Source organism: Klebsiella sp. C360 (assembly GCF_048822415.1).
GTDB lineage: Bacteria > Pseudomonadota > Gammaproteobacteria > Enterobacterales > Enterobacteriaceae > Klebsiella > Klebsiella quasipneumoniae.
On sequence record NZ_JBMEZZ010000001.1, the window covers coordinates 191,582 to 214,455 of the forward strand.

At 58.4% G+C, this 22,874-nt stretch carries 19 protein-coding genes and 1 other annotated feature; of the genes, 9 read left to right on the forward strand and 10 right to left on the reverse strand.

The genetic code is table 11. The features are described 5' to 3' along the window. Positions 1–50 precede the first annotated feature (50 nt). Positions 51–818 carry a phosphatidylglycerophosphatase B gene (gene pgpB / locus ACOI7D_RS00895; protein ID WP_060591020.1) on the reverse strand — a complete coding sequence of 256 codons (768 nt, stop codon included), beginning with the start codon at positions 816–818 and terminating at the stop codon, positions 51–53. Between the two features lie 163 nt (positions 819–981). On the opposite strand from pgpB, the gene ribA reads away from it, so the two are divergent. After that, a complete protein-coding gene (ribA, locus tag ACOI7D_RS00900; protein WP_023289336.1) occupies positions 982–1,584 on the forward strand; it encodes a GTP cyclohydrolase II in 603 nt (200 codons plus the stop codon). 47 nt (positions 1,585–1,631) lie between these two features. Here the strand turns inward: ribA and acnA are convergent, their stop codons facing one another. The 4 genes from acnA to topA form a co-directional block, all read right to left on the reverse strand. Continuing rightward, a complete protein-coding gene (gene acnA, locus ACOI7D_RS00905; RefSeq protein ID WP_023289335.1) occupies positions 1,632–4,304 on the reverse strand; it encodes an aconitate hydratase AcnA in 2,673 nt (890 codons plus the stop codon). Positions 4,305–4,692: 388 nt separating this feature from the next. Beyond that, positions 4,693–4,860: a YmiA family putative membrane protein gene (locus tag ACOI7D_RS00910; protein WP_002901776.1), complete on the reverse strand. Its 168-nt coding sequence runs from the start codon at positions 4,858–4,860 to the stop codon at positions 4,693–4,695. A gap of 245 nt (positions 4,861–5,105) precedes the next feature. After that, complete coding sequence (gene cysB / locus ACOI7D_RS00915) at positions 5,106–6,080, reverse strand: HTH-type transcriptional regulator CysB (protein WP_004203875.1); 975 nt, start codon at positions 6,078–6,080, stop codon at positions 5,106–5,108. 343 nt (positions 6,081–6,423) lie between these two features. Beyond that, positions 6,424–9,021, reverse strand: coding sequence for a type I DNA topoisomerase (gene topA / locus ACOI7D_RS00920; protein WP_109547469.1), 2,598 nt, complete (start codon positions 9,019–9,021; stop codon positions 6,424–6,426). Between the two features lie 406 nt (positions 9,022–9,427). Between topA and ACOI7D_RS00925 the strand changes: the two genes are divergently transcribed. After that, positions 9,428–9,679 (forward strand): YciN family protein, encoded by a 252-nt coding sequence (locus tag ACOI7D_RS00925; RefSeq protein ID WP_002901761.1) that lies wholly within the window; start codon positions 9,428–9,430, stop codon positions 9,677–9,679. A 62-nt stretch (positions 9,680–9,741) separates the two neighbouring features. Here the strand turns inward: ACOI7D_RS00925 and sohB are convergent, their stop codons facing one another. Next, a complete protein-coding gene (gene sohB / locus ACOI7D_RS00930; RefSeq protein WP_032429135.1) occupies positions 9,742–10,788 on the reverse strand; it encodes a protease SohB in 1,047 nt (348 codons plus the stop codon). Positions 10,789–11,043: 255 nt separating this feature from the next. On the opposite strand from sohB, the gene ACOI7D_RS00935 reads away from it, so the two are divergent. Then, positions 11,044–11,805 (forward strand): YciK family oxidoreductase, encoded by a 762-nt coding sequence (locus ACOI7D_RS00935; protein ID WP_032452539.1) that lies wholly within the window; start codon positions 11,044–11,046, stop codon positions 11,803–11,805. Beyond that, positions 11,802–12,392 (forward strand): cob(I)yrinic acid a,c-diamide adenosyltransferase, encoded by a 591-nt coding sequence (gene cobO / locus ACOI7D_RS00940; RefSeq protein WP_023289331.1) that lies wholly within the window; start codon positions 11,802–11,804, stop codon positions 12,390–12,392. The genes ACOI7D_RS00935 and cobO overlap by 4 nt, the downstream gene beginning before the upstream one ends. Positions 12,393–12,452: 60 nt before the next feature. On the opposite strand, the gene rluB is transcribed toward cobO, so the two are convergent. The 4 genes from rluB to rnm all read right to left on the reverse strand — a co-directional run bounded on the left by rluB (position 12,453) and on the right by rnm (position 15,980). After that, a complete protein-coding gene (rluB, locus tag ACOI7D_RS00945) occupies positions 12,453–13,355 on the reverse strand; it encodes a 23S rRNA pseudouridine(2605) synthase RluB (protein ID WP_117140752.1) in 903 nt (300 codons plus the stop codon). A gap of 380 nt (positions 13,356–13,735) precedes the next feature. Beyond that, positions 13,736–14,398: a response regulator gene (locus ACOI7D_RS00950; protein ID WP_101976736.1), complete on the reverse strand. Its 663-nt coding sequence runs from the start codon at positions 14,396–14,398 to the stop codon at positions 13,736–13,738. A gap of 81 nt (positions 14,399–14,479) precedes the next feature. Beyond that, complete coding sequence (locus ACOI7D_RS00955; RefSeq protein WP_023289328.1) at positions 14,480–15,100, reverse strand: L-threonylcarbamoyladenylate synthase; 621 nt, start codon at positions 15,098–15,100, stop codon at positions 14,480–14,482. 16 nt (positions 15,101–15,116) lie between these two features. Next, positions 15,117–15,980, reverse strand: coding sequence for an RNase RNM (rnm, locus tag ACOI7D_RS00960; RefSeq protein ID WP_109547471.1), 864 nt, complete (start codon positions 15,978–15,980; stop codon positions 15,117–15,119). A gap of 159 nt (positions 15,981–16,139) precedes the next feature. Next, positions 16,140–16,235 (forward strand) — a sequence feature (Trp leader region). A gap of 33 nt (positions 16,236–16,268) precedes the next feature. Between rnm and ACOI7D_RS00965 the strand changes: the two genes are divergently transcribed. From ACOI7D_RS00965 to trpA, 5 genes are read left to right on the forward strand one after another with little or no spacing between them, the layout of a single operon-like run. Further along, complete coding sequence (locus ACOI7D_RS00965; RefSeq protein ID WP_023289326.1) at positions 16,269–17,831, forward strand: anthranilate synthase component 1; 1,563 nt, start codon at positions 16,269–16,271, stop codon at positions 17,829–17,831. Then, positions 17,831–19,426, forward strand: coding sequence for a bifunctional anthranilate synthase glutamate amidotransferase component TrpG/anthranilate phosphoribosyltransferase TrpD (gene trpD, locus ACOI7D_RS00970; RefSeq protein ID WP_023289325.1), 1,596 nt, complete (start codon positions 17,831–17,833; stop codon positions 19,424–19,426). Before ACOI7D_RS00965 ends, trpD begins: the two co-directional genes overlap by 1 nt. 3 nt (positions 19,427–19,429) lie before the next feature. Then, complete coding sequence (gene trpCF, locus ACOI7D_RS00975) at positions 19,430–20,794, forward strand: bifunctional indole-3-glycerol-phosphate synthase TrpC/phosphoribosylanthranilate isomerase TrpF (RefSeq protein WP_109547472.1); 1,365 nt, start codon at positions 19,430–19,432, stop codon at positions 20,792–20,794. A 9-nt stretch (positions 20,795–20,803) separates the two neighbouring features. Then, positions 20,804–21,997: a tryptophan synthase subunit beta gene (trpB, locus tag ACOI7D_RS00980; protein WP_023289323.1), complete on the forward strand. Its 1,194-nt coding sequence runs from the start codon at positions 20,804–20,806 to the stop codon at positions 21,995–21,997. Next, complete coding sequence (gene trpA, locus ACOI7D_RS00985; protein WP_109547473.1) at positions 21,997–22,806, forward strand: tryptophan synthase subunit alpha; 810 nt, start codon at positions 21,997–21,999, stop codon at positions 22,804–22,806. The genes trpB and trpA overlap by 1 nt, the downstream gene beginning before the upstream one ends. The last annotated feature ends 68 nt before the right edge of the window (positions 22,807–22,874 follow it).

Below are 22,874 nucleotides of genomic sequence, written 5' to 3' on the forward strand. Positions count from 1 at the left end.
AAGCACGGCAACTCGACAGGATATGCGGTCGGATGCCGCTAAAATCAACATTATTCCGCTTCAGGCATCCGTTTTTTAATATCCTGCGCCTCTTCCCCCGGCGGCGAAAGCGGCCCGCAAAGACGCTGCGTCAGCCAGCAGGCCACCGTGACCAGCAGCCAGGAGATCAGCGTAGCGACGATGAGATCCAGCGGCCAGTGCATACCGAGCGCCAGGCGACTCCCCATCACCGCCGTCGCCCACGCCAGCAGTACCGCGATCGTGCCCCAGCGCCGACGCGGCCACAGCAGCCCGGCAGCGAGCAGCGCCCAGCTGGCGGCGAACATCGTATGGCCTGACGGGAATGCAAACCCGGTCTCTTTCTGCCAGTGTTTGCGTAAAAACGGCGGGATGTCCTGCGCCTGCGCCAGCTGCTCATGCACCAGTTTAGCGCGTTCTTTGCGCTTTAACGCGTAGAATTGCGTCACCGGCACCTGCCTGGTGTTTTCCAGCCAGATGACAAACGGTCTCGGCTCCTGAACCCGCGCCTTGACCCAGGATTTGGTCCCCTGTCCCACCAGGATGGCGGCGGCAAGAATGAGGAACAGGATCAGCGCCGCGCGCAGGCGAAAGCGCAGGCACCAGAGAAACCAGGCGCACAGCACAACATGGGTGATAATTCCCCACGGCTGGGTCACCGTTTCCGTCACCCACCAGAGGCTTTTCAGCCATACCACCGGCAGTCCTGGCTGCCACAGCCAACCAGACAGCCAGACCGTGAGGGGCATGACCAGCAGCAGCGCCGCCGCGAGAGCGGTTCGTCGGGCAATCAACAGCATTTTCTCTCCTTCTCCTTGTAGATGAACATCATAGCGGAAAGTAGATCGTTTGTGCGCTTTCCGCGCGGCTAACCGTTCGTGATTAGGAGAACGTCCCGGCGTTGTGGCAAAATAGCGGTAAACAGAAAGCACATTCAGGTGCTGACAGAATCTGGAGAATCACATGCAGCTTAAACGTGTGGCAGAAGCCAAACTGCCAACCCCCTGGGGCGATTTCCTGATGGTGGGTTTTGAAGAACTGGCAACCGGACAGGATCATGTCGCGCTGGTATACGGCGATATTTCAGGGCAGTCGCCGGTGCTCGCCCGCGTCCATTCAGAATGTCTGACGGGCGATGCCCTGTTTAGCCTGCGCTGTGATTGCGGCTTTCAGCTGGAGGCGGCCCTGTCGCATATCGCCGAAGAAGGCCGGGGGATCCTGCTCTATCATCGTCAGGAAGGTCGCAACATTGGTTTATTGAATAAGATCCGCGCCTACGCGCTGCAGGATCAGGGTTATGACACTGTCGAAGCGAACCATCAGCTAGGCTTCGCCGCCGATGAACGCGACTTCACCCTGTGCGCCGATATGTTCAAGCTGCTCAACGTTGAGCAAGTGCGGTTGTTAACCAACAACCCGAAAAAAGTGGAAATCCTCAGCGAAGCCGGGATTAACATTGTGGAGCGCGTTCCGCTGATCGTCGGGCGCAACCCGAAAAACGCCCACTATCTGGACACCAAAGCCGCCAAGATGGGCCATCTGCTGAACAGCAAGCCGGCGGAATAATACCGGCGGCAGCGTTAAGAGAGGGCCAGCGATGCTGGCCCTTCGTTTTACAGCATATTGCGGATGACGTAGTGCAAAATGCCGTCGTTGCGGTAGTAGGTGAGTTCGGTCGCCGTGTCGATACGACACCGGCAGGCGATCACCTCCTGCGAACCGTCAGCGCGGGTGAGGGTCACTGGCACCGTGGCGCCGGGCTGCAGTGACTGCAGGTTACTGACATCAATCCGCTCTTCGCCGGTCAACTGTAGCGTTTTACGGGTGACGCCCTGCGGGAACTCCAGCGGCAGAATCCCCATCCCGATCAGGTTGGAGCGGTGGATACGTTCGAAGGACTCAGCGATCACCACCCGGATCCCCAGCAGGCGCGGCCCCTTCGCCGCCCAGTCGCGACTGGAACCTGAGCCATACTCCTTACCAGCAATCACCGCCAGCGGTATGCCCTCAGCTTTATATAGCATCGCTGCATCGTAGATCGCCACCGGTTCGCGGTCCGGCAGATGGCGGGTCATGCCCCCTTCCACCCCCGGCACCATTTCGTTGCGGATGCGGATATTGGCGAAGGTGCCGCGCATCATCACCTCATGGTTACCGCGACGGGAGCCGTAGGAGTTAAAGTCGCGCCGGGCAACCCCATGCTCCTGCAGATAGCGGCCTGCCGGACTATCGGCTTTGATGCTTCCCGCCGGCGAAATGTGGTCAGTGGTCACTGAATCGCCCAGCATGGCGAGGATCCGCGCGCCGTGAATATCCTCCACCGGCAGCGGCTCGATGCCCATCTCGTCAAAGAACGGCGACAGGCGAATATAGGTCGAATCTTCCTGCCAGTCGTAGGTATCTGACGCCTCCACCTTGATCGCCTTCCACTCCTCTGTCCCGGAAAACACTTCCGCGTACTCTTTGCGGAACATCTCCGTGGAGACCTGTTCCACCGCGCGGGCAATCTCCTCCCCGCTCGGCCAGATATCTCTCAGATAGACCGGCTCGCCGTCGCTGCCCTGCCCCAGCGGCTCACGGGTAAGATCGATGTTCATGTTCCCGGCCAGCGCGTAAGCGACCACCAGCGGCGGCGAGGCCAGCCAGTTGGTCTTCACCAGCGGGTGGATACGCCCTTCGAAGTTACGGTTACCGGAGAGCACCGCCCCGACGGTGAGGTCGCCTTTTTTGATTGCTTCTTCAATAGGTTCCGGCAGCGGGCCGGAGTTACCGATACAGGTGGTACAGCCATACCCCACCAGATTGAAGCCGAGCTGGTCGAGGTAAGGCGTCAGGCCGGCATGGGCCAGATAATCCGACACCACTTTCGAGCCAGGGGCCAGAGAAGCTTTCACCCACGGCTGCGGCTGCAGTCCGCGTTCGACGGCTTTTTTCGCCAGCAGGCCGGCGGCCATCAGCACGCTGGGGTTGGAGGTGTTGGTACAGGACGTGATCGCCGCAATGGCCACAGCGCCATCCGGCAGCGAATAGTGATGCCCGTTCAGCGTATACGCCACCGGCTGGCGCTGACGCTGAAGGTGGTTAACCTCCAGCTCGCCGCTGGCGGCAAAGGCTTTCGGCACATCGCCGAGCGCCACGCGATCCTGCGGCCGCTTCGGCCCGGCGAGGCTTGCTTCAACGCTGCCCATATCCAGCGCCAGGGTACTGGTAAAGACCGGCTCATCGCCCGGCTGGCGCCACATGCCCTGCGCTTTGGCATAGGCTTCCACCAGCGCCACCTGTTCTTCGCTACGTCCGCTGAGGCGCATATAGCTGAGCGTCACGTCATCGATCGGGAAGAAACCGCAGGTGGCGCCATACTCTGGCGCCATATTGGCGATGGTGGCGCGGTCGGCCAGGGGCAAGGTATCCAGACCGTCACCGTAGAACTCAACAAATTTTCCGACCACGCCGTGCTGGCGCAGCATCTGGGTGACCGTCAGGACCAGGTCAGTAGCGGTAATGCCTTCGCGCAATTTGCCGCTGAGCTTAAAGCCTACCACATCGGGGATCAGCATCGACACCGGCTGGCCAAGCATGGCGGCTTCCGCTTCAATCCCGCCCACGCCCCAGCCCAGCACGCCGAGCCCGTTAATCATGGTGGTATGGGAGTCGGTGCCCACCAGGGTATCCGGCCACGCCATCCACTTCCCGTTCACCTCTTCGCTCCACACCGCCCGTCCGAGATATTCCAGGTTGACCTGGTGGCAAATCCCGGTGCCCGGCGGCACCACGCTGAAGCGGCTGAAGGCCTGCTGCCCCCAGCGCAGAAAAGCGTAGCGTTCGTGGTTACGTTCCATTTCCAGGCGGACGTTGTCTTCAAAGGCTTCGTCATCGCCGAAGCGGTCGACCGTCACCGAGTGGTCGATCACGAGGTCGACCGGCGACAGCGGGTTCACCTTCGCGGTATCGCCGCCCAGGCGTTTCACCGCCTCGCGCATGGCGGCCAGATCCACCACCGCCGGTACGCCGGTAAAGTCCTGCATCAGGACGCGGGCCGGACGATAAGCAATCTCCCTGTCGGCATGGGCCTGCTGCAGCCAACCGGCAAGGGCGCGAATATCTTCTTCAGTCACCGAGTCACCGTCCTGCCAGCGCAACAGGTTCTCCATCAGCACCTTCAGCGACTTGGGCAGTCGACTGAGATCGCCCAGCTGCTTCTCCGCCAGCGGCAGACTGTAGTAATGCCAGGTTTTCGCGTTAACCTGCAGCGTATCCTTACTGGCTTCTCGTAGGGTTGACGACATAGCTCCTCCTTTATCTCAGGGATGGCATACCCCGATTCTCCTCAGGGTCTCCATTAAAGATAACACATGCTGGGCATAACACTTTGATAACAACCCAAATTGCTAAATCTGATGTGACGGAGAGGGGTTAAAGGGAATTATCTACGCGCAGAGGAAATAGCACCAAAATAGTGCAGAGAGGTCTTTTAAGCGATATTGTATTAGTACACGAGGACAAAAAAAGAGCTAATCATTACCTGCTGGCCGATTAGCTCTTGTGATTGATTTCAGGTTGGATGAATCCCGCGGCAAAATATATTCTCCCTGTATTGCCGGTCACTGATTTTATATTACAGTTTCCTTTCACTGTCATAAAAATGACATGTATCTACAACGATGACCTACAGCTTTAGCTGACAATCCAGATGTTGCAGATGGTGAGCGCGATGATGCTCCAGAACATCGCCAGCCCTACCAACACTACGCCCCATACGCGACTACGCAGAACGGGATCGATTTCGGTTTTGTCATTTTCGTATGACATCGCCAGTTTCATGTAATCGATATTACTTATCATATTGTCACCACCAATTGCTCAAATCATCAGGTACAGATAAATCTTAATTATGGATAAACGATTAATCCAGTGAATTTAGGCCTGATGGAATATATTTGACCGGTTATTTGATCGCGGCGGGCATTATGAAAAACGTGTTATCAGAAATTCTTAATTTTGTGATTGGTTCGAGGTTTAAGTTGTTAAATAAGGGCCATGATAGTTAATGGCACTCCTTACACGGAATGCCATTATTTTTAACGGGGTTATTTTTCCGGAAGTTTTATATCTTTGAACATCGCTTCAATATCTTCATTCGACCGTAGCGCCACTGCGGTATCCACGACATCCCGGGTCAGATGGGGTGCAAAACGTTGAATAAAATCATACATGTAGCTTCGTAAGAAGGTGCTACGGCGGAAGCCTATTTTAGTGGTGCTGTGGCTGAAAATACCGTTGGCATCCAGCTTCACCAGGTCCGGATCGGAGACCGGATCTACCGCCATGCTGGCAATCACCCCCACCCCCAGCCCCAGGCGAACATAGGTTTTAATGACGTCGGCATCGGTAGCGGTAAAGACAATGCGCGGCGTCAGGCCCGCACGGTTAAACGCGGTGTCCAGTTCGGAGCGGCCGGTGAAGCCAAAGGTATAGGTCACCAGCGGGTACTGCGCCAGCTCTTCTATTGATACCGAGCCCCTGGAGGCCAGAGGATGCTCCGGCGTCACCACGATCGACCGGTTCCAGTGATAGCATGGCAGCATCACCAGGTCGTCATACAGATGCAGCGCTTCGGTAGCAATGGCGAAGTCGGCGTTGCCTTTCGACACGGCTTCGGCGATCTGGGTTGGCGAACCCTGATGCATATGGAGCGACACCCGCGGATAACGTTCAATAAAGCCCTTGATCACCCCGGGCAACGCATAGCGCGCCTGGGTATGGGTGGTCGCCACGTACAGCGACCCTTTGTCCGGCCAGGTATGCTCCCCGGCGACAGATTTGATGGCATCGACTTTCGACAACACCTCGCGGGCAATACGGATGATCTCCTGCCCGGCAGGCGTCACCTGAGTCAAATGCTTGCCGCTGCGGGCAAAGATTTGGATGCCCAGCTCATCTTCCAGCATACGCACCTGCTTACTGATGCCTGGCTGAGAGGTATAAAGCCCTTCGGCGGTGGATGAAACATTCAGGTTATGGTTAACCACCTCAACGATGTAGCGAAGCTGTTGTAGTTTCATGCTGATATCCGTTTGCGCGTAAAATGAAGCCGCTTAATACACTTTACGTTCAGGCAACTTGTCGCCGGTGAAGGCCAGGCCTCCCGGCAGTTGACCATAGTGGCGCCGCAACGCATCCTGAAAGCGATGATGTATAAGACGTTTTAATAATAAAAAAGGCAATAACTATAACCACTATATCATTTATATCAACACTGTATAGACGGTAACGAAAAATAATATAGGTGGTTATAAGAGGGTGAAAAGCGCGGAGAGAAAGGAAAACGACACGGCAGAGGCATCCATGGCCCCTGCCGGCCGCCAGAGCAGGAAAAGCGCCCTTTTCCTGCCTGATAATGGTCAGTTACTTTTTAGCTTCCGTCCATTTACCGTCGATAAAGAAGGAAGACCAGCCGGTCGCTTTGCCCTCTTTTTCGGACGCTACGTACTGTTGCTTCGTTTTACGGCTAAAGCGCACCAGCGTCTTATTGCCTTCCGGATCCTGCTGCGGCGCATCGGCGAGATAACGCAGTTTTTCCGGCAGACGATCGCGGAAGCGGTACAGCTCTTCCACCAGCGGCGCGCGCGTTTCCCGTGATTTCGGGAAGGTGTTGGCCGCCAGGAAGACGCCCGCGGCCCCGTCACGCAGTACGAAATAGGCGTCAGACTTCTCACACGGCAGCTCCGGCAGCGGCACCGGATCTTCCTTCGGCGGCGCCACTTCCCCATTGCGCAGGATCTTACGCGTATTCTTACACTCGTCGTTGGTACAAGCCATGTACTTCCCAAAACGCCCCATCTTCAGGTGCATCTCGGAGCCGCACTTCTCGCACTCCACTACCGGACCGTCATAGCCCTTGATGCGGAACTCGCCCTCTTCAATCTCATAGCCATCGCAGGTCGGGTTGTTACCGCAGACGTGCAGTTTACGCTTGGGATCGATAAGGTAGCTGTCCATCGCCGTACCGCACTTCTGGCAGCGGCGTTTGGCGCGCAGCGCGTTAGTTTCGGCGTCATCGCCTTCCAGCACGTTGAGGACTTCGTTTTCCGGCACCAGGTTAATGGTGGTTTTGCAGCGCTCTTTCGGCGACAGGGCATAGCCCGAACAGCCGAGGAAAACGCCGGTGCTGGCGGTACGGATACCCATTTTACGGCCGCAGGTCGGGCAGTCGATGCTGGTAAGCACCATCGGGTTCGGCTGCATGCCGCCCTCTTCCGGATCTTTCTCCGCCGTCTCCAGCTGGGTGGTAAAATCGCCGAAGAAGTGGTTCAGCACCTCTTTCCACTCGGCCTGGTGGTTAGCCACTTGATCGAGACGATCTTCCATCTGCGCGGTGAAGTCGTAGTTCATCAGATCGCGGAAGTTCTCTTCCAGTCGGTCGGTGACGATCTCGCCCATTTTCTCCGCGTAGAAACGACGGTTTTCCACTCGCACGTAACCACGATCCTGAATGGTGGAGATAATCGAGGCATAGGTCGACGGACGGCCGATGCCGCGTTTTTCCAGCTCTTTAACCAGCGAGGCTTCGCTGAAGCGCGCCGGCGGCTTGGTAAAGTGCTGCGCAGGCGTCAGCTCGACCAGGCTCAGCTGGTCGCCCTGTTTGACCAGCGGCAGGGTCCGGTCTTCATCGCCCTTGCGCAGGGCCGGCATCACTTTGGTCCAGCCGTCGAAGCGTAAGGTACGACCGCGCGCTTTCAGTTTGAAATCGCCCGCCGCCACGGTCAGCGTCGTGGAGTCGTACTGCGCCGGCGTCATCTGACAGGCGACAAACTGGCGCCAGATCAGCTGATACAGTTTCTGCGCATCCGCTTCCATATCTTTCAGCGTTTCCGCCAGCACGTTCACATCAGACGGACGAATCGCTTCGTGCGCTTCTTGTGAATTTTCTTTGCTGGCGTACTGATTCGCGCTTTCCGGCAAATATTTTTTACCAAACTTATCGCTGATATAACCGCGAACCATGTTCAGCGCGTCCTGACTCAGGTTGGTGGAGTCGGTACGCATATAGGTGATGTGCCCCGCCTCATAGAGACGTTGAGCCATCATCATGGTCTTTTTCACGCCGAAGCCGAGACGGGTGCTGGCCGCCTGCTGCAGGGTGGAGGTGATGAACGGCGCGCCCGGCTTACTGCTGGTCGGCTTGTCTTCCCGCTCCAGTACGCTGTAGCTGGCTTTTTCCAGCAGCGATACCGCCGCCATCGTCTCATCACGGCTGACCGGACGGAATGGCTTATCATCCTTATGGGTCACCTGCAGCGGCAGCGCGTCGCCGCCCGGCGTGGTGGTACTGGCATCAACTTCCCAGTACTCTTCCGGGACGAACGCTTTGATTTCACGCTCACGCTCCACCACCAGGCGGACAGCGACGGACTGCACGCGCCCGGCAGAAAGACCACGGGCGATTTTTTTCCACAGCAGCGGCGAAACCATATAACCCACCACGCGGTCCATAAAGCGACGCGCCTGCTGGGCGTTAACCCGATCGATATTCAGCTCGCCCGGCTTTTCGAAAGCCTGACGAATGGCGTTTTTGGTGATCTCATTGAACACCACGCGGCTGTAACGCTGCTCATCGCCGCCGATGACTTCCCGCAGGTGCCAGGCAATGGCTTCCCCTTCGCGGTCAAGGTCGGTTGCGAGATAGATGTGGTCAGCTTTTTCCGCCAACTGTTTGAGTTCGGAAACTACCTTTTCTTTACCCGGAAGTACTTCATAATGCGCATTCCAGTCATGCCATGGGTCCACGCCCATGCGGTTAACCAGAGCACCACGTTCGTCCTTTTTAGGCTTTTTAGCCCCTTTGGTGGCGGTAGAGTCGGTGCTCTTTTTGGAAGCTGATCCACTGGTCGGCAAATCGCGGATATGACCGACGCTGGATTTCACCACGTAGTCATTACCCAGATACTTATTGATCGTTTTGGCTTTTGCCGGGGACTCAACGATAACGAGAGCTTTACCCATATTCACCTTTACCTAATTTGATTCATCCAGGAATACATCGCACATTCATACACCCTCCACTGGCGACTGCCTCATATGTTGCGGCACCGTCGGTGAATATCAACCCAGAACACCTGTTTCAACTCCGTAAAACCAGGCACTTGAGTTTACTGACCTTTTTTCGTCAGGTGACATAGCACGAAGAATTTTTGGCCGAATGTCAAGCAAATCTGTTGCCAGATCGCCGAAAGCGTCACACTGTACCTGATAAAATTCGTTACGCAACTTTATTAGCATGCAAAAGCGAATCACGCCAGTAAACGGCTGTTTCTCCACTGGTTACGATTACCCCTGTTTTGTCCATGGAAAATTTGCCCCGCGCCGCCGCGCGGCGTAAACTACGCCCGGAGAAAAAGAGGAGTCCGTTATGCAAGGTACAACCCAACCAATCGATCGCCAGACGCTGCTCGAAAAAGCCAACAAACTTATTCGCGAACATGAGGATACGTTAGCCGGTATCGAAGCCACCGACGTCGTTCAGCGCAACAATGTCCTGGTGTTTAGCGGTGAGTTCTATCTTGATGAGCAGGGTCTGCCGACGCCAAAGAGTACAGCGGTATTTAATATGTTTAAGTACCTCGCCCATGAGCTGTCGGACAAATATCACCTTGTCGATTAAGACCGGCGTAGATTAAGACCGCTCTAAACGAGAACGCGAGGCAGAGCCTCGCGTTTTATCATCTACATCAGCGGCTTCTGTCCGCGCTGCCACCAGCGCAGCAGCAGTCGATCGGCACTCTCCGCCGCGCTACCGGTGAAGCGATCGAGCATTTTCTTACGCTGTTGATAACGCACCCCGATCACCTCATGGCTTTCCATTAATCCCAGCAGCAGCTCATCGCTGGTTTCAACCGCATCCACCAGCCCTTTTTCCAGCGCCTGTACCCCGTACCAGTGCTCGCCAGTGGCCACCTGCTCAATATCAAGGCCCGGGCGCATCCGATGAACGAAATCCTTGAACAAATGGTGCGTCTCATTGAGATCCTCGCGGAACTTGCGCCGTCCTTCTTCAGTGTTTTCACCCAGCATAGTGAGCGTTCGTTTGTACTGTCCGGCGGTGTGCAGTTCGATATCAATATCTTTGTTCTTCAGGAAACGGTGCAGGTTTGGGATCTGCGCCACCACGCCAATAGAGCCGAGGATCGCAAACGGCGCCGAGACAATTTTGTTCGCCACACAGGCCATCATATAGCCGCCGCTGGCCGCCACTTTATCGACCGCCACCGTCAGCGGGATCTGTTTGTCACGCAAGCGCTGCAGCTGAGAGGCAGCCAGCCCGTAGCCGTGCACCACCCCGCCGGGGCTTTCCAGACGAATCACCACCTGATCGCGCGCTTTCGCCGCGGCCAGCACCGCGGTGATCTCTTCGCGCAGGCTGGTGACCTCATGGGCATCCATGCTGCCTTTGAAATCCAGCACCCAGGCGCGCGGCTTGCCTTCCGGCTCCACGTTACCCAGCTTCGCCCGCGCTTTCGCCGCCTTCGCCTCTTGCTTTTGCTTTTTCTTCTGCGACTTATGCCACTGCTTCTGCTGCGGGCCATCCAGCAGGGCCACCGCCAGCGACTCCTTCATCTCTTTATAATGCTCGCTAAGATTCGTCACCCGCAGCTCGCCGCGCTGCTTCTTGCGCTGGGCCAGGTTGACGATAATAGCGGCAATCACCGCGATAGCGACGACAACGGTCGCGATCTTGGCTAAAAACAAGCCATATTGAGCAAGTAATTCCACGTTTTCACCTTGTGTAAAGCACTGACGTTGCTGCACAGTGTACATCAGCCCCTGGCGAGAAGTCTTTGTGCTTTGTGTCGTCTGCGCAGCGGATTCCGTTTTTTTTCAGCGAGGCTGAAATCGTTGCAAGATATTAATTTTGTGAATACTTTCCGCTTGGCCGATTGCAATGGCGGGCGCTTTCAGGCATAACAGCGCAAAAGTGAGATACCAAAGATGAAGCGCGATCGAGAGCCGATCGCCAAAGGAGTCGCCGTGCATTATCAACCGCAACGCCACTTGCTGAAAGATCGCATCATTCTGGTCACCGGGGCCAGCGACGGAATTGGCCGTGAAGCGGCCCTGACCTACGCCCGCTACAGCGCCAGCGTGATTCTGCTTGGCCGCAACGACGAAAAACTGCGCGCCGTCGCCCAGGAGATTGAACGCGAGGGCGGTATTTCCCCCCGCTGGTTTACTCTCGACCTGCTAACCTGCACGCCGCAGGCGTGTCAGCAGCTGGCGCAGCAGATCAGCATGCACTATCCCCGCCTTGACGGCGTGCTGCACAATGCTGGCCTGCTCGGCGATATCTGCCCGATGGATGAGCAGAAACCGGAGGTCTGGCAGCAGGTGATGCAGGTGAACGTCAATGGCACCTTTATGCTGACCCAGGCGCTTCTTCCTTTATTACTCCGTTCCGAATCAGGTTCGTTGGTCTTTACCTCATCCAGCGTCGGTCGTCAGGGTCGCGCCAACTGGGGCGCCTATGCCGTCTCCAAATTCGCTACCGAAGGGATGATGCAGGTGCTGGCCGACGAGTACCAAAGCCGCCACCTGCGCGTGAACTGCATCAACCCTGGCGGCACCCGCACCGGCATGCGCGCCAGCGCGTTCCCGACGGAAGATCCGCTGAAACTGAAAACCCCCGCTGACATTATGCCCGTCTATCTGTGGCTGATGGGCGACGACAGTCGTCGCAAGACGGGAATGACCTTCGACGCCCAACCGGGGCGTAAACCAGGAATTGCCCAATGAGTGATGAACGCTACCGCGAACGCCAGCAGCGGCTGAAAGATAAAGTTGACGCCCGGGTGGCGGCGGCCCAGGACGAACGCGGCATTGTGATGGTCTTTACCGGCAACGGCAAAGGCAAAACCACCGCCGCCTTTGGCACCGCGACCCGCGCCGTCGGCCACGGCAAAAAAGTCGGCGTGATCCAGTTTATCAAGGGGACCTGGCCTAACGGCGAGCGTAATCTGCTGGAGCCACACGGCGTCGAATTCCAGGTAATGGCGACAGGCTTTACCTGGAACACCCAGGACCGCGACAGCGATACCGCCGCCTGTCTGGCGGTCTGGGAGCATGCCCGCCGTATGCTTGCCGACGACCAGCTCGATCTGGTGCTGCTGGACGAACTGACCTACATGGTGGCCTACGATTACCTGCCGCTGGAGGCGGTGCTGAGCGCCCTACGTGAGCGTCCTGCCCACCAGTCGGTGATCATCACCGGCCGCGGCTGTCATCGCGATATTATTGAACTGGCGGATACCGTCAGCGAGCTGCGCCCGGTGAAACATGCCTTTGATGCCGGCATTAAAGCACAGATGGGGATTGACTACTGAGGGCCGGATACGGCGAAAGGAAGTCCGCGTTCCGGCGCAAAACCACCGGAACGCGCAACATTAACCGTTGGTCTTATTGCGGGTACTGGAACGGCGGTTGCTGTTATTACCCTGGCGCGGGTTAGCGCTGCTCTGGCTGTGGCGCTTCACCGCCCGGCGGATCTGATTGGCTTTCAACCGGCGCCGATCTTTTTCAACGGCGACCTTAGAGCTGGTTTCCGGAGTGAGTTCCACCAGCTCGCGCAGGTAGTTGGTCTGCGCCAGGTCCAGCTCGGTATAGCCGCCGCGCGGCAGGCCTTTAGGCAGCAAAATATCGCCATAGCGCACGCGGATCAGGCGGCTGACCTGCACGCCGACCGCTTCCCACAGGCGACGCACTTCGCGGTTACGCCCTTCGGTCAGGGTGACGTTGTACCACTGGTTAATCCCTTCACCGCCGGTGAATTTAATGGTTTTAAACGCCGCCGGACCATCCTCTAGCTGCACGCCGCGAGACAGTTGACGCAGCTTATCTTCATCCACCTGGCCGAAAACGCGAACGGCGTACTCACGCTCGACTTCACGGCTCGGGTGCATCAGACGGTTTGCCAGTTCGCCGTCGGTGGTGAACAGCAGCAGGCCGCAGGTGTTGACGTCCAGACGACCAACGGCAATCCAGCGCGCGCCGCGCAGTTTAGGCAGACGATCGAACACCGTCGGGCGCCCTTCCGGATCGTTACGGGTGCACAGTTCGCCTTCCGGCTTGTAGTAAGCCAGCACGCGGCAGATCTGCTCGGCGGACTCTTTCACCGAGATCAGATGGCCATCGATACGAATTTTTAAACCGGGGACGATCTCCACACGGTCGCCGAGGGTGGCGATTTTGCCATCGACGCTGACGCGGCCAGCGTCGATTTTCGCTTCAATTTCACGGCGGGAGCCGTGGCCGGCGCGGGCCAGCACTTTTTGCAGTTTCTCGCTCATTGAGCTTCCTTAAGGTGTCGCCTTCCCAGGCGTCTGGTATGCTTTATGAAACAATGAGGCCTTTATCAACAACTCATTGTTACGTATATACTTTTTACGTAAAGTCTCGCTGGCATGCGCAAAACATTCACCGCGAGCCCGTAATCGTGGCCGAACATACTACACTAACTTCGTCGGGAAAGCTTCTGTTCGCCACACCGCGCCTTGAGTATGGAACAGATTTTGCGCGGACGCTTAAATTTGCGAGCAGCCTGAACCTGAAAAGACCTGGTGGGTCATTGATTATCAATCCGGGAAAGGAAATTTACAGATAACCCGCCTCCAGCGTGGATTTAGCAAGGGGTGGAATGCAGAAGCCATCCTCTGGATTTGATGGATAATTATTTTTTTAACGCCCCCATGACCAGGCGAAATAATTCCGGCGGATTATTGGTCGCGTCTAAAGCGCCATGCTGTTTTGCTTGTTCCTTATGCTGAGCAGCATTGGAGCTCGCATAGATAATGTATGGAATGTCTTTGCCCTTTCTTCTTAGCTCATCCAGGAGAGTATATCCCGCACGATCATCCCCAGGCCTCTTCATATCGGAAATAATCACATCAAACGACTGATTTTTTAGTCTTTCGAGAGCCTCGTCGGTAGATACTACATTAACAAACCTTATGCCCAGAGCTTCCATGGACTGACGTTCAAAGCGATTACCATTGGGTCTGTCATCAACCCACAAGATGACGGCATCACCCGCTCTTCGCAATACTCTCGGCGTTACAGCCTGAGACACTACGTTGACGTCATCCAGAACGCTTTGCTCTACATTACCCTCGCCTTTAGCAATGGTACCTTTGCTGGCCAATGCAGCGGCAAGATTGGCACTAGACTCAGCCCCTTTATTGAAGGTCTCGACTTCAAAGCCGGGACCTTTAATGGAAAGGCGGCTGAGGTTTTCAAGAAACCGGTTGATTGCAGTTCCAAATCGACATAGAAAAAACAGAACAATAGCGGGCCAAATAACAACATTGATTAACGATATCAGCTCATGAAGCATAACCAGGTTCTCCCATGAGACTTTCAGGAGCCAGACAGGCTCCTGACCTTCGAGCGTTGCTTCAGCCCACTTTTCGTCAGATTACAGAAACGGCCTCACGTCGCCGACGCCTTCGCGCAGCACCACCGGAGCGTCTTCAGTGAGATCGATAACCGTGGTCGGCTGCTGTCCAAGGAAGCCGCCGTGGATAATGAGGTCCACGACTTTCTCCAGACGATCTTTGATCTCTTCCGGGTCGGATTCGGTAAAGTCGCTGCCGGGCAGCATCAGCGAGGTGGAGAGCATCGGTTCGCCTAAGGTCTCAAGCAACGCCTGAGCGATAGGGTTGGACGGGACGCGCATACCAATGGTTTTACGCTTCTCCTGCAGCAGCCGGCGCGGCACCTCTTTCGTTCCTTTGAGGATAAAAGTGTAGTTGCCCGGCGTATTGTTTTTCATCAGGCGAAACGCCACGTTGTCCACAAAGGCGTAGGTTGACAGTTCGGACAGGTCGCGGCACATCAGGGTGAAGTTGTGTCCGTCCGGCAGCTGACGGATGCGGCAGATCCGCTCCATCGCGCCCTTGTCTTCAATTTTGCAGCCCAGCGCGTAGCCGGAGTCAGTAGGATAAACGATCACCCCGCCCTTACGCACAATCTCCACCGCCTGGTTAATCAACCGCGCCTGCGGGTTATCCGGATGGATATAAAAAAACTGGCTCATACTTCCCTCTCAATTTTTATACGGCGGCCGCTTCCCAGCTGTGCCAGACGCCTTCGACGCCGGCAGGGAGCCAGAGCTTACGGCCAAGCTCGATCCACGCGCAGGGCTGATGGAAATCGGATCCCTGCGACGCCAGAAGACCAAACTGCACGGCCAGGGCGGCCAGTTGAGCGCGTTCGTGGGGCGCCTGCTGGCACTGGGCCACTTCCATGGCATCACCGCCCTGCTCGCTAAAGTGGGCCAACAGCCGCTTCAGCCACTTGGCGGAAAGATCGTAACGTCCGGGGTGGGCTATCACCGCCTTGCCGCCAGAATGATGAATGACATCAATTGCTTGTTTTATTGTACACCACTGCGGCGGCACGTAACCGGTTTTCCCGCGGGCAAGGTATTTTTTGAAGACCTCCGCCATGTTCTTCGCGTGGCCGGCCTCCACCAGAAAACGGGCAAAATGGCCGCGGGTGACGGCGCCACCGTCCGCCAGCCGCAGCGCCCCTTCCCAGGCGCCGGGGATGCGCGCCTTCTCCAGACGCTCGGCAATCATCTGGCCGCGCTGCTGGCGCCGCGCTTTCTGCTCCTCCAGCAGGGCGGTCATCGCCGGGTGCGCAATATCAATATTGAGACCCACAATATGAATCTCGTGATTCTCCCAGAGGGTGGAAATCTCGACGCCGTTCACCAGGGTCAAGGGTAATCCGGCGCGGGCAATCTCTTCCCGGGCCGCCGGGATAGCCGCCACGCTGTCATGGTCGGTGATCGCCAGCGTGCCAACGCGCATCTCATGGGCGCGATGGACCAGTTCCTGCGGAGTCAGCCGCCCGTCAGAGGCGGTGGTATGGCTGTGCAGATCGTAAATCACTGCGTATTGGCTGTCGCTCAAAAGGACTCCTGCTGGACATCAACGTAAATAAGCGCATTATCATACCGACAGGCAGAGAAAATCTGCAAACAAGGGTTGACTTTATTCCATCGAACTAGTTAACTAGTACACAAGTTCACATGAAGGGGTATCACGATGAAAATGCACTTTATCACTCTGCACAGCTGGTGGCGCACCTCCTGATAACGGGCGGCGTGATCGCGTTTTGCATTCAGCATACAGATACCCGGCCCGCCAATGAGCGGGCTTTTTATTGGACAAAAATAATACGAACAGGCGAGAACAATAATGCAAACATCCAAACCGGCACTCGAGCTTCTCACCAGCGACGCCATCTACCGGGAGAACCCGACGGCGTTATTCCACCAACTGTGCGGCGCCCGTCCGGCCACCCTGCTGCTGGAATCGGCTGACATCGACAGCAAAGATGACTTAAAAAGCCTGCTGCTGGTCGACAGCGCGCTGCGCATCACTGCCCTCGGTGACACTGTCACCATTCAGGCCCTCTCCGCCAACGGAGCCGCGCTGCTGGAGCTGCTGGACGGCGCGCTGCCCTCCGGGATCGCCAATCAGCGCCAGCCCAACGGCCGCATCCTGACCTTCCCGGCGGTCAGCTCCCTGCTCGATGAAGACGCCCGCCTCTGCTCGCTGTCAGTGTTTGACGCCTTCCGTCTCCTGCAGGAGCTGGTGACCGTCCCGGCCAACGAGCGTGAAGCGATGTTCTTCGGCGGCCTGTTCGCCTATGACCTGGTGGCCGGCTTTGAAGATCTGCCGCCGCTGCAGAGCGACACTGCCTGCCCGGACTACTGTTTCTATCTGGCGGAGACCCTGCTGGTCATCGACCATCAGACCAAGCATACCCGCATCCAGGCGAGCCTGTTCACGCCGCTGGAGAGTGAAAAACAGCGCCTGGAGCAGCGCCTGAGCCAGCTGCGCCAGCAGCTGAACGAGCCGCCGCTGCCGCTGCCGGTCACCACCGTGGCCGAAATGCGCTGCGACGTTGACCAGAGCGATGAAGAGTACGGCGCGGTGGTGCGCAAAATGCAGCGCGCGATCCGCGCCGGGGAAATCTTCCAGGTGGTCCCTTCCCGCCGCTTCTCGCTGCCCTGCCCGTCGCCGCTGGCCGCCTATGATGTGCTGAAGAAGAGTAACCCCAGCCCGTATATGTTCTTTATGCAGGACAACGATTTCACCTTGTTCGGCGCCTCGCCGGAGAGCTCGCTGAAGTACGATGCCGTCAGCCGTCAGATTGAGATCTACCCCATCGCCGGCACCCGGCCGCGCGGCCGCCGCGCCGACGGTTCGCTGGATCGCGATCTCGACAGCCGTATCGAGCTGGAAATGCGCACCGATCACAAAGAGCTTTCCGAGCACCTGATGCTGGTGGACCTGGCGCGCAACGATCTGGCCCGCATCTGCACCCCGGGCAGCCGCTATGTCGCCGATTTAACCAAGGTTGACCGTTACTCCTTTGTCATGCATCTGGTCTCCCGGGTGGTGGGTGAACTGCGTCAGGATCTTGATGTGCTGCACGCCTACCGCGCCTGCATGAACATGGGCACTCTCAGCGGCGCGCCGAAGGTTCGCGCCATGCAGCTGATTGCCGCCGCCGAAGGTAAACGACGCGGCAGCTACGGCGGCGCGGTGGGCTATTTCACCGCCCACGGCGACCTCGACACCTGCATCGTCATCCGTTCCGCCTACGTGCAGGAGGGTATCGCTACCGTTCAGGCCGGAGCCGGCATTGTGCTCGACTCGGTTCCCCAGTCGGAAGCGGATGAGACCCGAAATAAAGCCCGCGCGGTGCTGCGCGCCATTGCCCAGGCCCATCACGCGAAGGAGATTTTCTGATGGCTGACATTCTGCTGCTCGATAATATCGATTCTTTCACCTATAACCTGGCAGACCAGCTGCGCGCAAACGGCCATAACGTGGTGATTTACCGTAACTCCGTTCCGGCGCAGGCGCTGATTGAGCGTCTGGGCACCATGGACAACCCGGTGCTGATGCTCTCCCCTGGCCCGGGTACGCCAAGCGAAGCCGGCTGCATGCCGGAATTGCTGACCCGCATGCGGGGCAAGCTGCCGATCATCGGCATCTGCCTCGGCCACCAGGCCATTGTCGAAGCCTACGGCGGCTATGTCGGCCAGGCGGGCGAGATCCTCCATGGCAAAGCCTCCAGCATTGAGCACGACGGCCAGGCGATGTTTGCCGGTCTGGCTAACCCGCTGCCGGTGGCGCGCTACCACTCGCTGGTCGGCAGCAATATTCCCGCCGGGCTGACGATTAACGCCAATTTCAACGGTATGGTGATGGCGGTGCGTCACGATGCGGACCGGGTGTGCGGCTTCCAGTTCCATCCGGAATCGATCCTCACCACCCAGGGCGCGCGACTGCTGGAGCAGACTCTGGCCTGGGCGCTGCAAAAGCTGGAGCATACCAACACCCTCCAGCCGATCCTGGAGAAACTGTACCAGGCGGAAACCCTGAGTCAGCAGGAGAGCCACCAGCTGTTCTCCGCCGTGGTGCGCGGCGAAGTGAAGCCTGAACAGCTGGCCGCCGCGCTGGTCAGCATGAAAGTGCGCGGCGAGCAGCCGCAGGAAATTGCCGGCGCCGCCACCGCGCTACTGGAAAACGCCGCGCCGTTCCCGCGCCCGGACTACCTGTTTGCCGACATCGTCGGCACCGGTGGCGACGGCAGCAACAGCATTAATATCTCCACCGCCAGCGCGTTTGTCGCCGCCGCCTGTGGATTAAAAGTGGCGAAGCACGGCAACCGCAGCGTCTCCAGTAAATCAGGCTCTTCCGACCTGCTGGCGGCCTTCGGCATTAATCTCGATATGAACGCCGATAAATCCCGCGCGGCGCTCGATGAGCTGGGCGTCTGCTTCCTGTTCGCGCCCAAGTATCACACCGGTTTCCGCCACGCGATGCCGGTCCGTCAGCAGTTGAAGACCCGTACCCTGTTTAATGTGCTGGGACCGCTGATCAACCCGGCGCATCCGCCGCTGGCGCTGATTGGCGTCTACAGCCCGGAGCTGGTGTTGCCGATTGCGGAAACCCTGCGCGTACTCGGTTATCAGCGCGCGGCCGTGGTGCACAGCGGCGGGATGGATGAAGTCTCGCTGCATGCGCCCACGGTGGTCGCCGAGCTGCATGCCGGAGAAATCAAAAGCTATCAGTTGACCGCCGACGACTTCGGCCTGACGCCTTACCATCAGGCGCAGCTGGCGGGCGGTACGCCGGAAGAAAACCGTGACATTCTGACGCGCTTGCTACAAGGTAAAGGTGAAGCCGCTCACGAAGCCGCCGTCGCCGCCAACGTCGCCATGTTGATGCGTTTACACGGGCATGAAGATCTGAAAGCTAACGCTCAGCAGGTACTGGATGTGCTGCACAGCGGCGCGGCCTATGACAGAGTGACCGCCTTAGCGGCAAGAGGGTAAAGAATGCAGACCGTTTTAGCAAAAATCGTTGCCGACAAAGCGATTTGGGTGGAAGCCCGCAAACAACAACAACCGTTAGCCAGTTTTCAGAATGAGGTCGTCCCGACGCAGCGCAATTTCTATGACGCGCTGGCCGGCACCCGCACCGCGTTTATTCTCGAGTGCAAAAAGGCCTCGCCGTCGAAGGGGTTGATTCGCGAAGATTTCGATCCGGCGGCGATCGCCAGCATCTACAAACACTACGCCTCGGCGATCTCGGTGCTGTGTGATGAGAAATATTTCCAGGGCAGCTTCGATTTTCTGCCGATCGTCAGCAAGGTCGCGCCGCAGCCGATCCTGTGTAAGGACTTCACCATCGACCCTTACCAGATCTACCTGGCGCGCTACTATCAGGCCGACGCCTGCCTGCTGATGCTCTCGGTGCTCGACGATGAACAATATCGTCAGCTCTCCGCGGTGGCTCACAGCCTGAATATGGGCGTGCTGACCGAAGTCAGCAATGAAGAGGAGCTGGAGCGCGCCATCGCTCTGAAGGCGAAGGTGGTGGGCATTAATAACCGCGACCTGCGCGATATGTCGATTGACCTTAACCGCACCCGTCAGCTGGCAGCGCGTCTCGGCCCGGATGTCACGGTGATCAGCGAATCCGGCATCCATACCTATGCCGAAGTGCGTGAGCTGAGCCACTTCGCCAACGGCTTCCTGATCGGCTCCGCCCTGATGGAGCAGGCGGATCTGGAAGCGGCGGTCAAACGCGTGCTGCTCGGCGAGAACAAAGTGTGCGGCCTGACGCGCCCACAGGATGCCCAGGTGGCCTGGGAGTCCGGCGCCATTTACGGTGGCCTGATCTTCGTCCCGACCTCGCCGCGGGCGGTAAATGACGCCCAGGCCAAAGCGGTGATCGCCGCCGCGCCGCTGCAGTACGTCGGCGTCTTCCGCAATGCGCCGCTGGACGAGGTGGTCGCCCGCGCCCAGGCCCTGGGGCTGGGGCTGGCCGCCGTGCAGCTGCACGGTGATGAAGACCAGGCCTATATCGACGCGCTGCGCGACGCCCTCGCGGATAACGTCCGTATCTGGAAGGCGTTGAGCGTTGGCGAAACGTTGCCGGCCCGTACACTCCGCCATGTCGATAAGTATCTGCTCGACAACGGCCAGGGCGGCAGCGGCCAGCGTTTTGACTGGAGCCTGCTGCAGGGCCAGGATCTGCGCAACGTTATGCTGGCCGGCGGCCTCGGCGCCGATAACTGTGTGGAAGCGGCCAAAAGCGGCTGTGCCGGACTCGATTTCAATTCAGGCGTAGAGTCGCAACCCGGGATTAAAGACGCCAGCAAGCTGGCCTCCGTTTTCCAGACGCTGCGCGCATATTAAGGAGCAATAATGAGCACTTTACTGAACCCCTACTTCGGCGAATTCGGCGGCATGTATGTGCCGCAGATCCTGATGCCCGCCCTGCGCCAGCTGGAAGAAGCCTTTGTCAGCGCGCAGAAGGACCCGGCCTTTCAGGCGGAATTCACCGACCTGCTGAAAAACTACGCCGGTCGTCCGACGGCCCTGACCAAATGCCGGAACCTGACCGAAGGGACCCGCACCACCCTGTACCTGAAACGCGAAGATCTGCTGCACGGCGGCGCGCACAAAACCAACCAGGTACTGGGCCAGGCTCTGCTGGCCAAACGGATGGGCAAAACCGAAATTATCGCCGAGACCGGCGCCGGCCAGCACGGCGTCGCCTCAGCGCTGGCCAGCGCCCTGCTCGGCCTGAAATGCCGTATCTACATGGGCGCTAAGGACGTCGAGCGCCAGTCGCCGAACGTCTTCCGTATGCGCCTGATGGGCGCCGAGGTGATCCCGGTGCACAGCGGTTCCGCCACGCTGAAAGATGCCTGTAACGAGGCGCTGCGCGACTGGTCCGGCAGCTACGAGAAGGCGCACTATATGCTGGGCACCGCCGCAGGTCCGCACCCGTTCCCAACCATCGTGCGTGAATTCCAGCGCATGATTGGCGAAGAGACCAAAGCGCAGATCCTCGAAAAAGAGGGACGCCTGCCGGACGCGGTGATCGCCTGCGTCGGCGGCGGGTCAAACGCCATCGGCATGTTCGCTGATTTTATCGAGGAAACCCACGTCGGCCTGATCGGCGTAGAGCCTGCCGGGCACGGTATCGAAAGCGGGGAGCACGGCGCGCCGCTGAAGCATGGTCGCGTTGGGATCTACTTCGGCATGAAGTCGCCGATGATGCAAACCGCCGACGGCCAGATCGAGGAATCTTACTCCATTTCCGCCGGGCTGGACTTCCCGTCCGTTGGGCCGCAGCACGCGTATCTGAACAGCACCGGGCGCGCCGACTATGTGTCGATCACCGACGACGAAGCGCTGGACGCGTTCAAAGCGCTCTCCCGCCACGAAGGGATCATCCCGGCGCTGGAGTCCTCGCACGCCCTGGCCCACGCGCTGAAGATGATGCGCGAAAACCCGGAAAAAGAGCAGCTGCTGGTGGTTAACCTCTCCGGCCGCGGCGATAAAGACATTTTCACCGTACATGACATCCTGAAAGCGCGAGGGGAAATCTGATGGAACGCTATGAGACGCTGTTTGCCCAACTAAAAAACCGCCAGGAAGGCGCCTTCGTCCCCTTTGTGACCCTTGGCGATCCGGGACCGGAGCAGTCGCTGAAAATTATCGATGCGTTGATCGAAGGCGGCGCCGATGCCCTTGAGCTGGGGATCCCCTTCTCCGACCCGCTGGCGGACGGCCCGACCATCCAGGGCGCGGCCCTGCGCGCCTTCGCCGCGGGGGTGACCCCGGCGCAGTGCTTTGAGATGCTGGCGGCGATCCGCCATAAGCATCCGACGATCCCAATCGGCCTGCTGATGTACGCCAACCTCGTCTTCAGCCCGGGTATCGATGAGTTCTATGCCCAGTGCGCCCGCGTCGGCGTCGACTCGGTGCTGGTCGCCGACGTGCCGGTGGAAGAGTCCGCTCCGTTCCGCCAGGCGGCGATGCGCCATAACATCGCGCCGATTTTCATCTGCCCGCCCAATGCGGATGACGATTTACTGCGCCAGATTGCCTCATATGGCCGCGGCTACACCTATCTGCTGTCGCGCGCCGGGGTGACGGGTGCGGAAAATCGCGCTGCGCTGCCGCTGCACCATCTGGTGGAGAAGCTGGCGGAATATCACGCCGCGCCGCCGCTGCAGGGCTTTGGCATCTCCGCGCCGGAGCAGGTGAGCGCCGCCATTGACGCCGGCGCCGCCGGGGCGATCTCCGGTTCCGCCATCGTCAAAATCATCGAACGCCATCTTGATGAGCCGCAGGCCATGCTCGACGAGCTGAAAGCCTTCGTCCAGAGCCTGAAGGCGGCGACCAAAACCGCCTGACCGTCAGCCGCCTGGCCTTGCGCCGGGCGGCGATTTCCTCGCGTTAGCCCCCTTCCACGTCATCTTGC

Excerpts from the sequence above, each read along its gene's own strand:
- cysB (WP_004203875.1), bottom strand. The coding sequence starts at position 6,080 with ATGAAACTACAACAGCTTCGCTACATCGTTGAGGTGGTTAACCATAAC.
- pgpB (WP_060591020.1), bottom strand. The coding sequence starts at position 818 with ATGCTGTTGATTGCCCGACGAACCGCTCTCGCGGCGGCGCTGCTGCTG.
- topA (WP_109547469.1), bottom strand. The coding sequence starts at position 9,021 with ATGGGTAAAGCTCTCGTTATCGTTGAGTCCCCGGCAAAAGCCAAAACG.
- ACOI7D_RS00955 (WP_023289328.1), bottom strand. The coding sequence starts at position 15,100 with ATGAGCCAGTTTTTTTATATCCATCCGGATAACCCGCAGGCGCGGTTG.
- trpCF (WP_109547472.1), top strand. The coding sequence starts at position 19,430 with ATGCAGACCGTTTTAGCAAAAATCGTTGCCGACAAAGCGATTTGGGTG.
- cobO (WP_023289331.1), top strand. The coding sequence starts at position 11,802 with ATGAGTGATGAACGCTACCGCGAACGCCAGCAGCGGCTGAAAGATAAA.
- trpA (WP_109547473.1), top strand. The coding sequence starts at position 21,997 with ATGGAACGCTATGAGACGCTGTTTGCCCAACTAAAAAACCGCCAGGAA.
- ACOI7D_RS00925 (WP_002901761.1), top strand. The coding sequence starts at position 9,428 with ATGCAAGGTACAACCCAACCAATCGATCGCCAGACGCTGCTCGAAAAA.
- rluB (WP_117140752.1), bottom strand. The coding sequence starts at position 13,355 with ATGAGCGAGAAACTGCAAAAAGTGCTGGCCCGCGCCGGCCACGGCTCC.
- ACOI7D_RS00910 (WP_002901776.1), bottom strand. The coding sequence starts at position 4,860 with ATGATAAGTAATATCGATTACATGAAACTGGCGATGTCATACGAAAAT.
- acnA (WP_023289335.1), bottom strand. The coding sequence starts at position 4,304 with ATGTCGTCAACCCTACGAGAAGCCAGTAAGGATACGCTGCAGGTTAAC.
- trpD (WP_023289325.1), top strand. The coding sequence starts at position 17,831 with ATGGCTGACATTCTGCTGCTCGATAATATCGATTCTTTCACCTATAAC.
- trpB (WP_023289323.1), top strand. The coding sequence starts at position 20,804 with ATGAGCACTTTACTGAACCCCTACTTCGGCGAATTCGGCGGCATGTAT.
- ACOI7D_RS00965 (WP_023289326.1), top strand. The coding sequence starts at position 16,269 with ATGCAAACATCCAAACCGGCACTCGAGCTTCTCACCAGCGACGCCATC.
- ACOI7D_RS00950 (WP_101976736.1), bottom strand. The coding sequence starts at position 14,398 with ATGCTTCATGAGCTGATATCGTTAATCAATGTTGTTATTTGGCCCGCT.
- ribA (WP_023289336.1), top strand. The coding sequence starts at position 982 with ATGCAGCTTAAACGTGTGGCAGAAGCCAAACTGCCAACCCCCTGGGGC.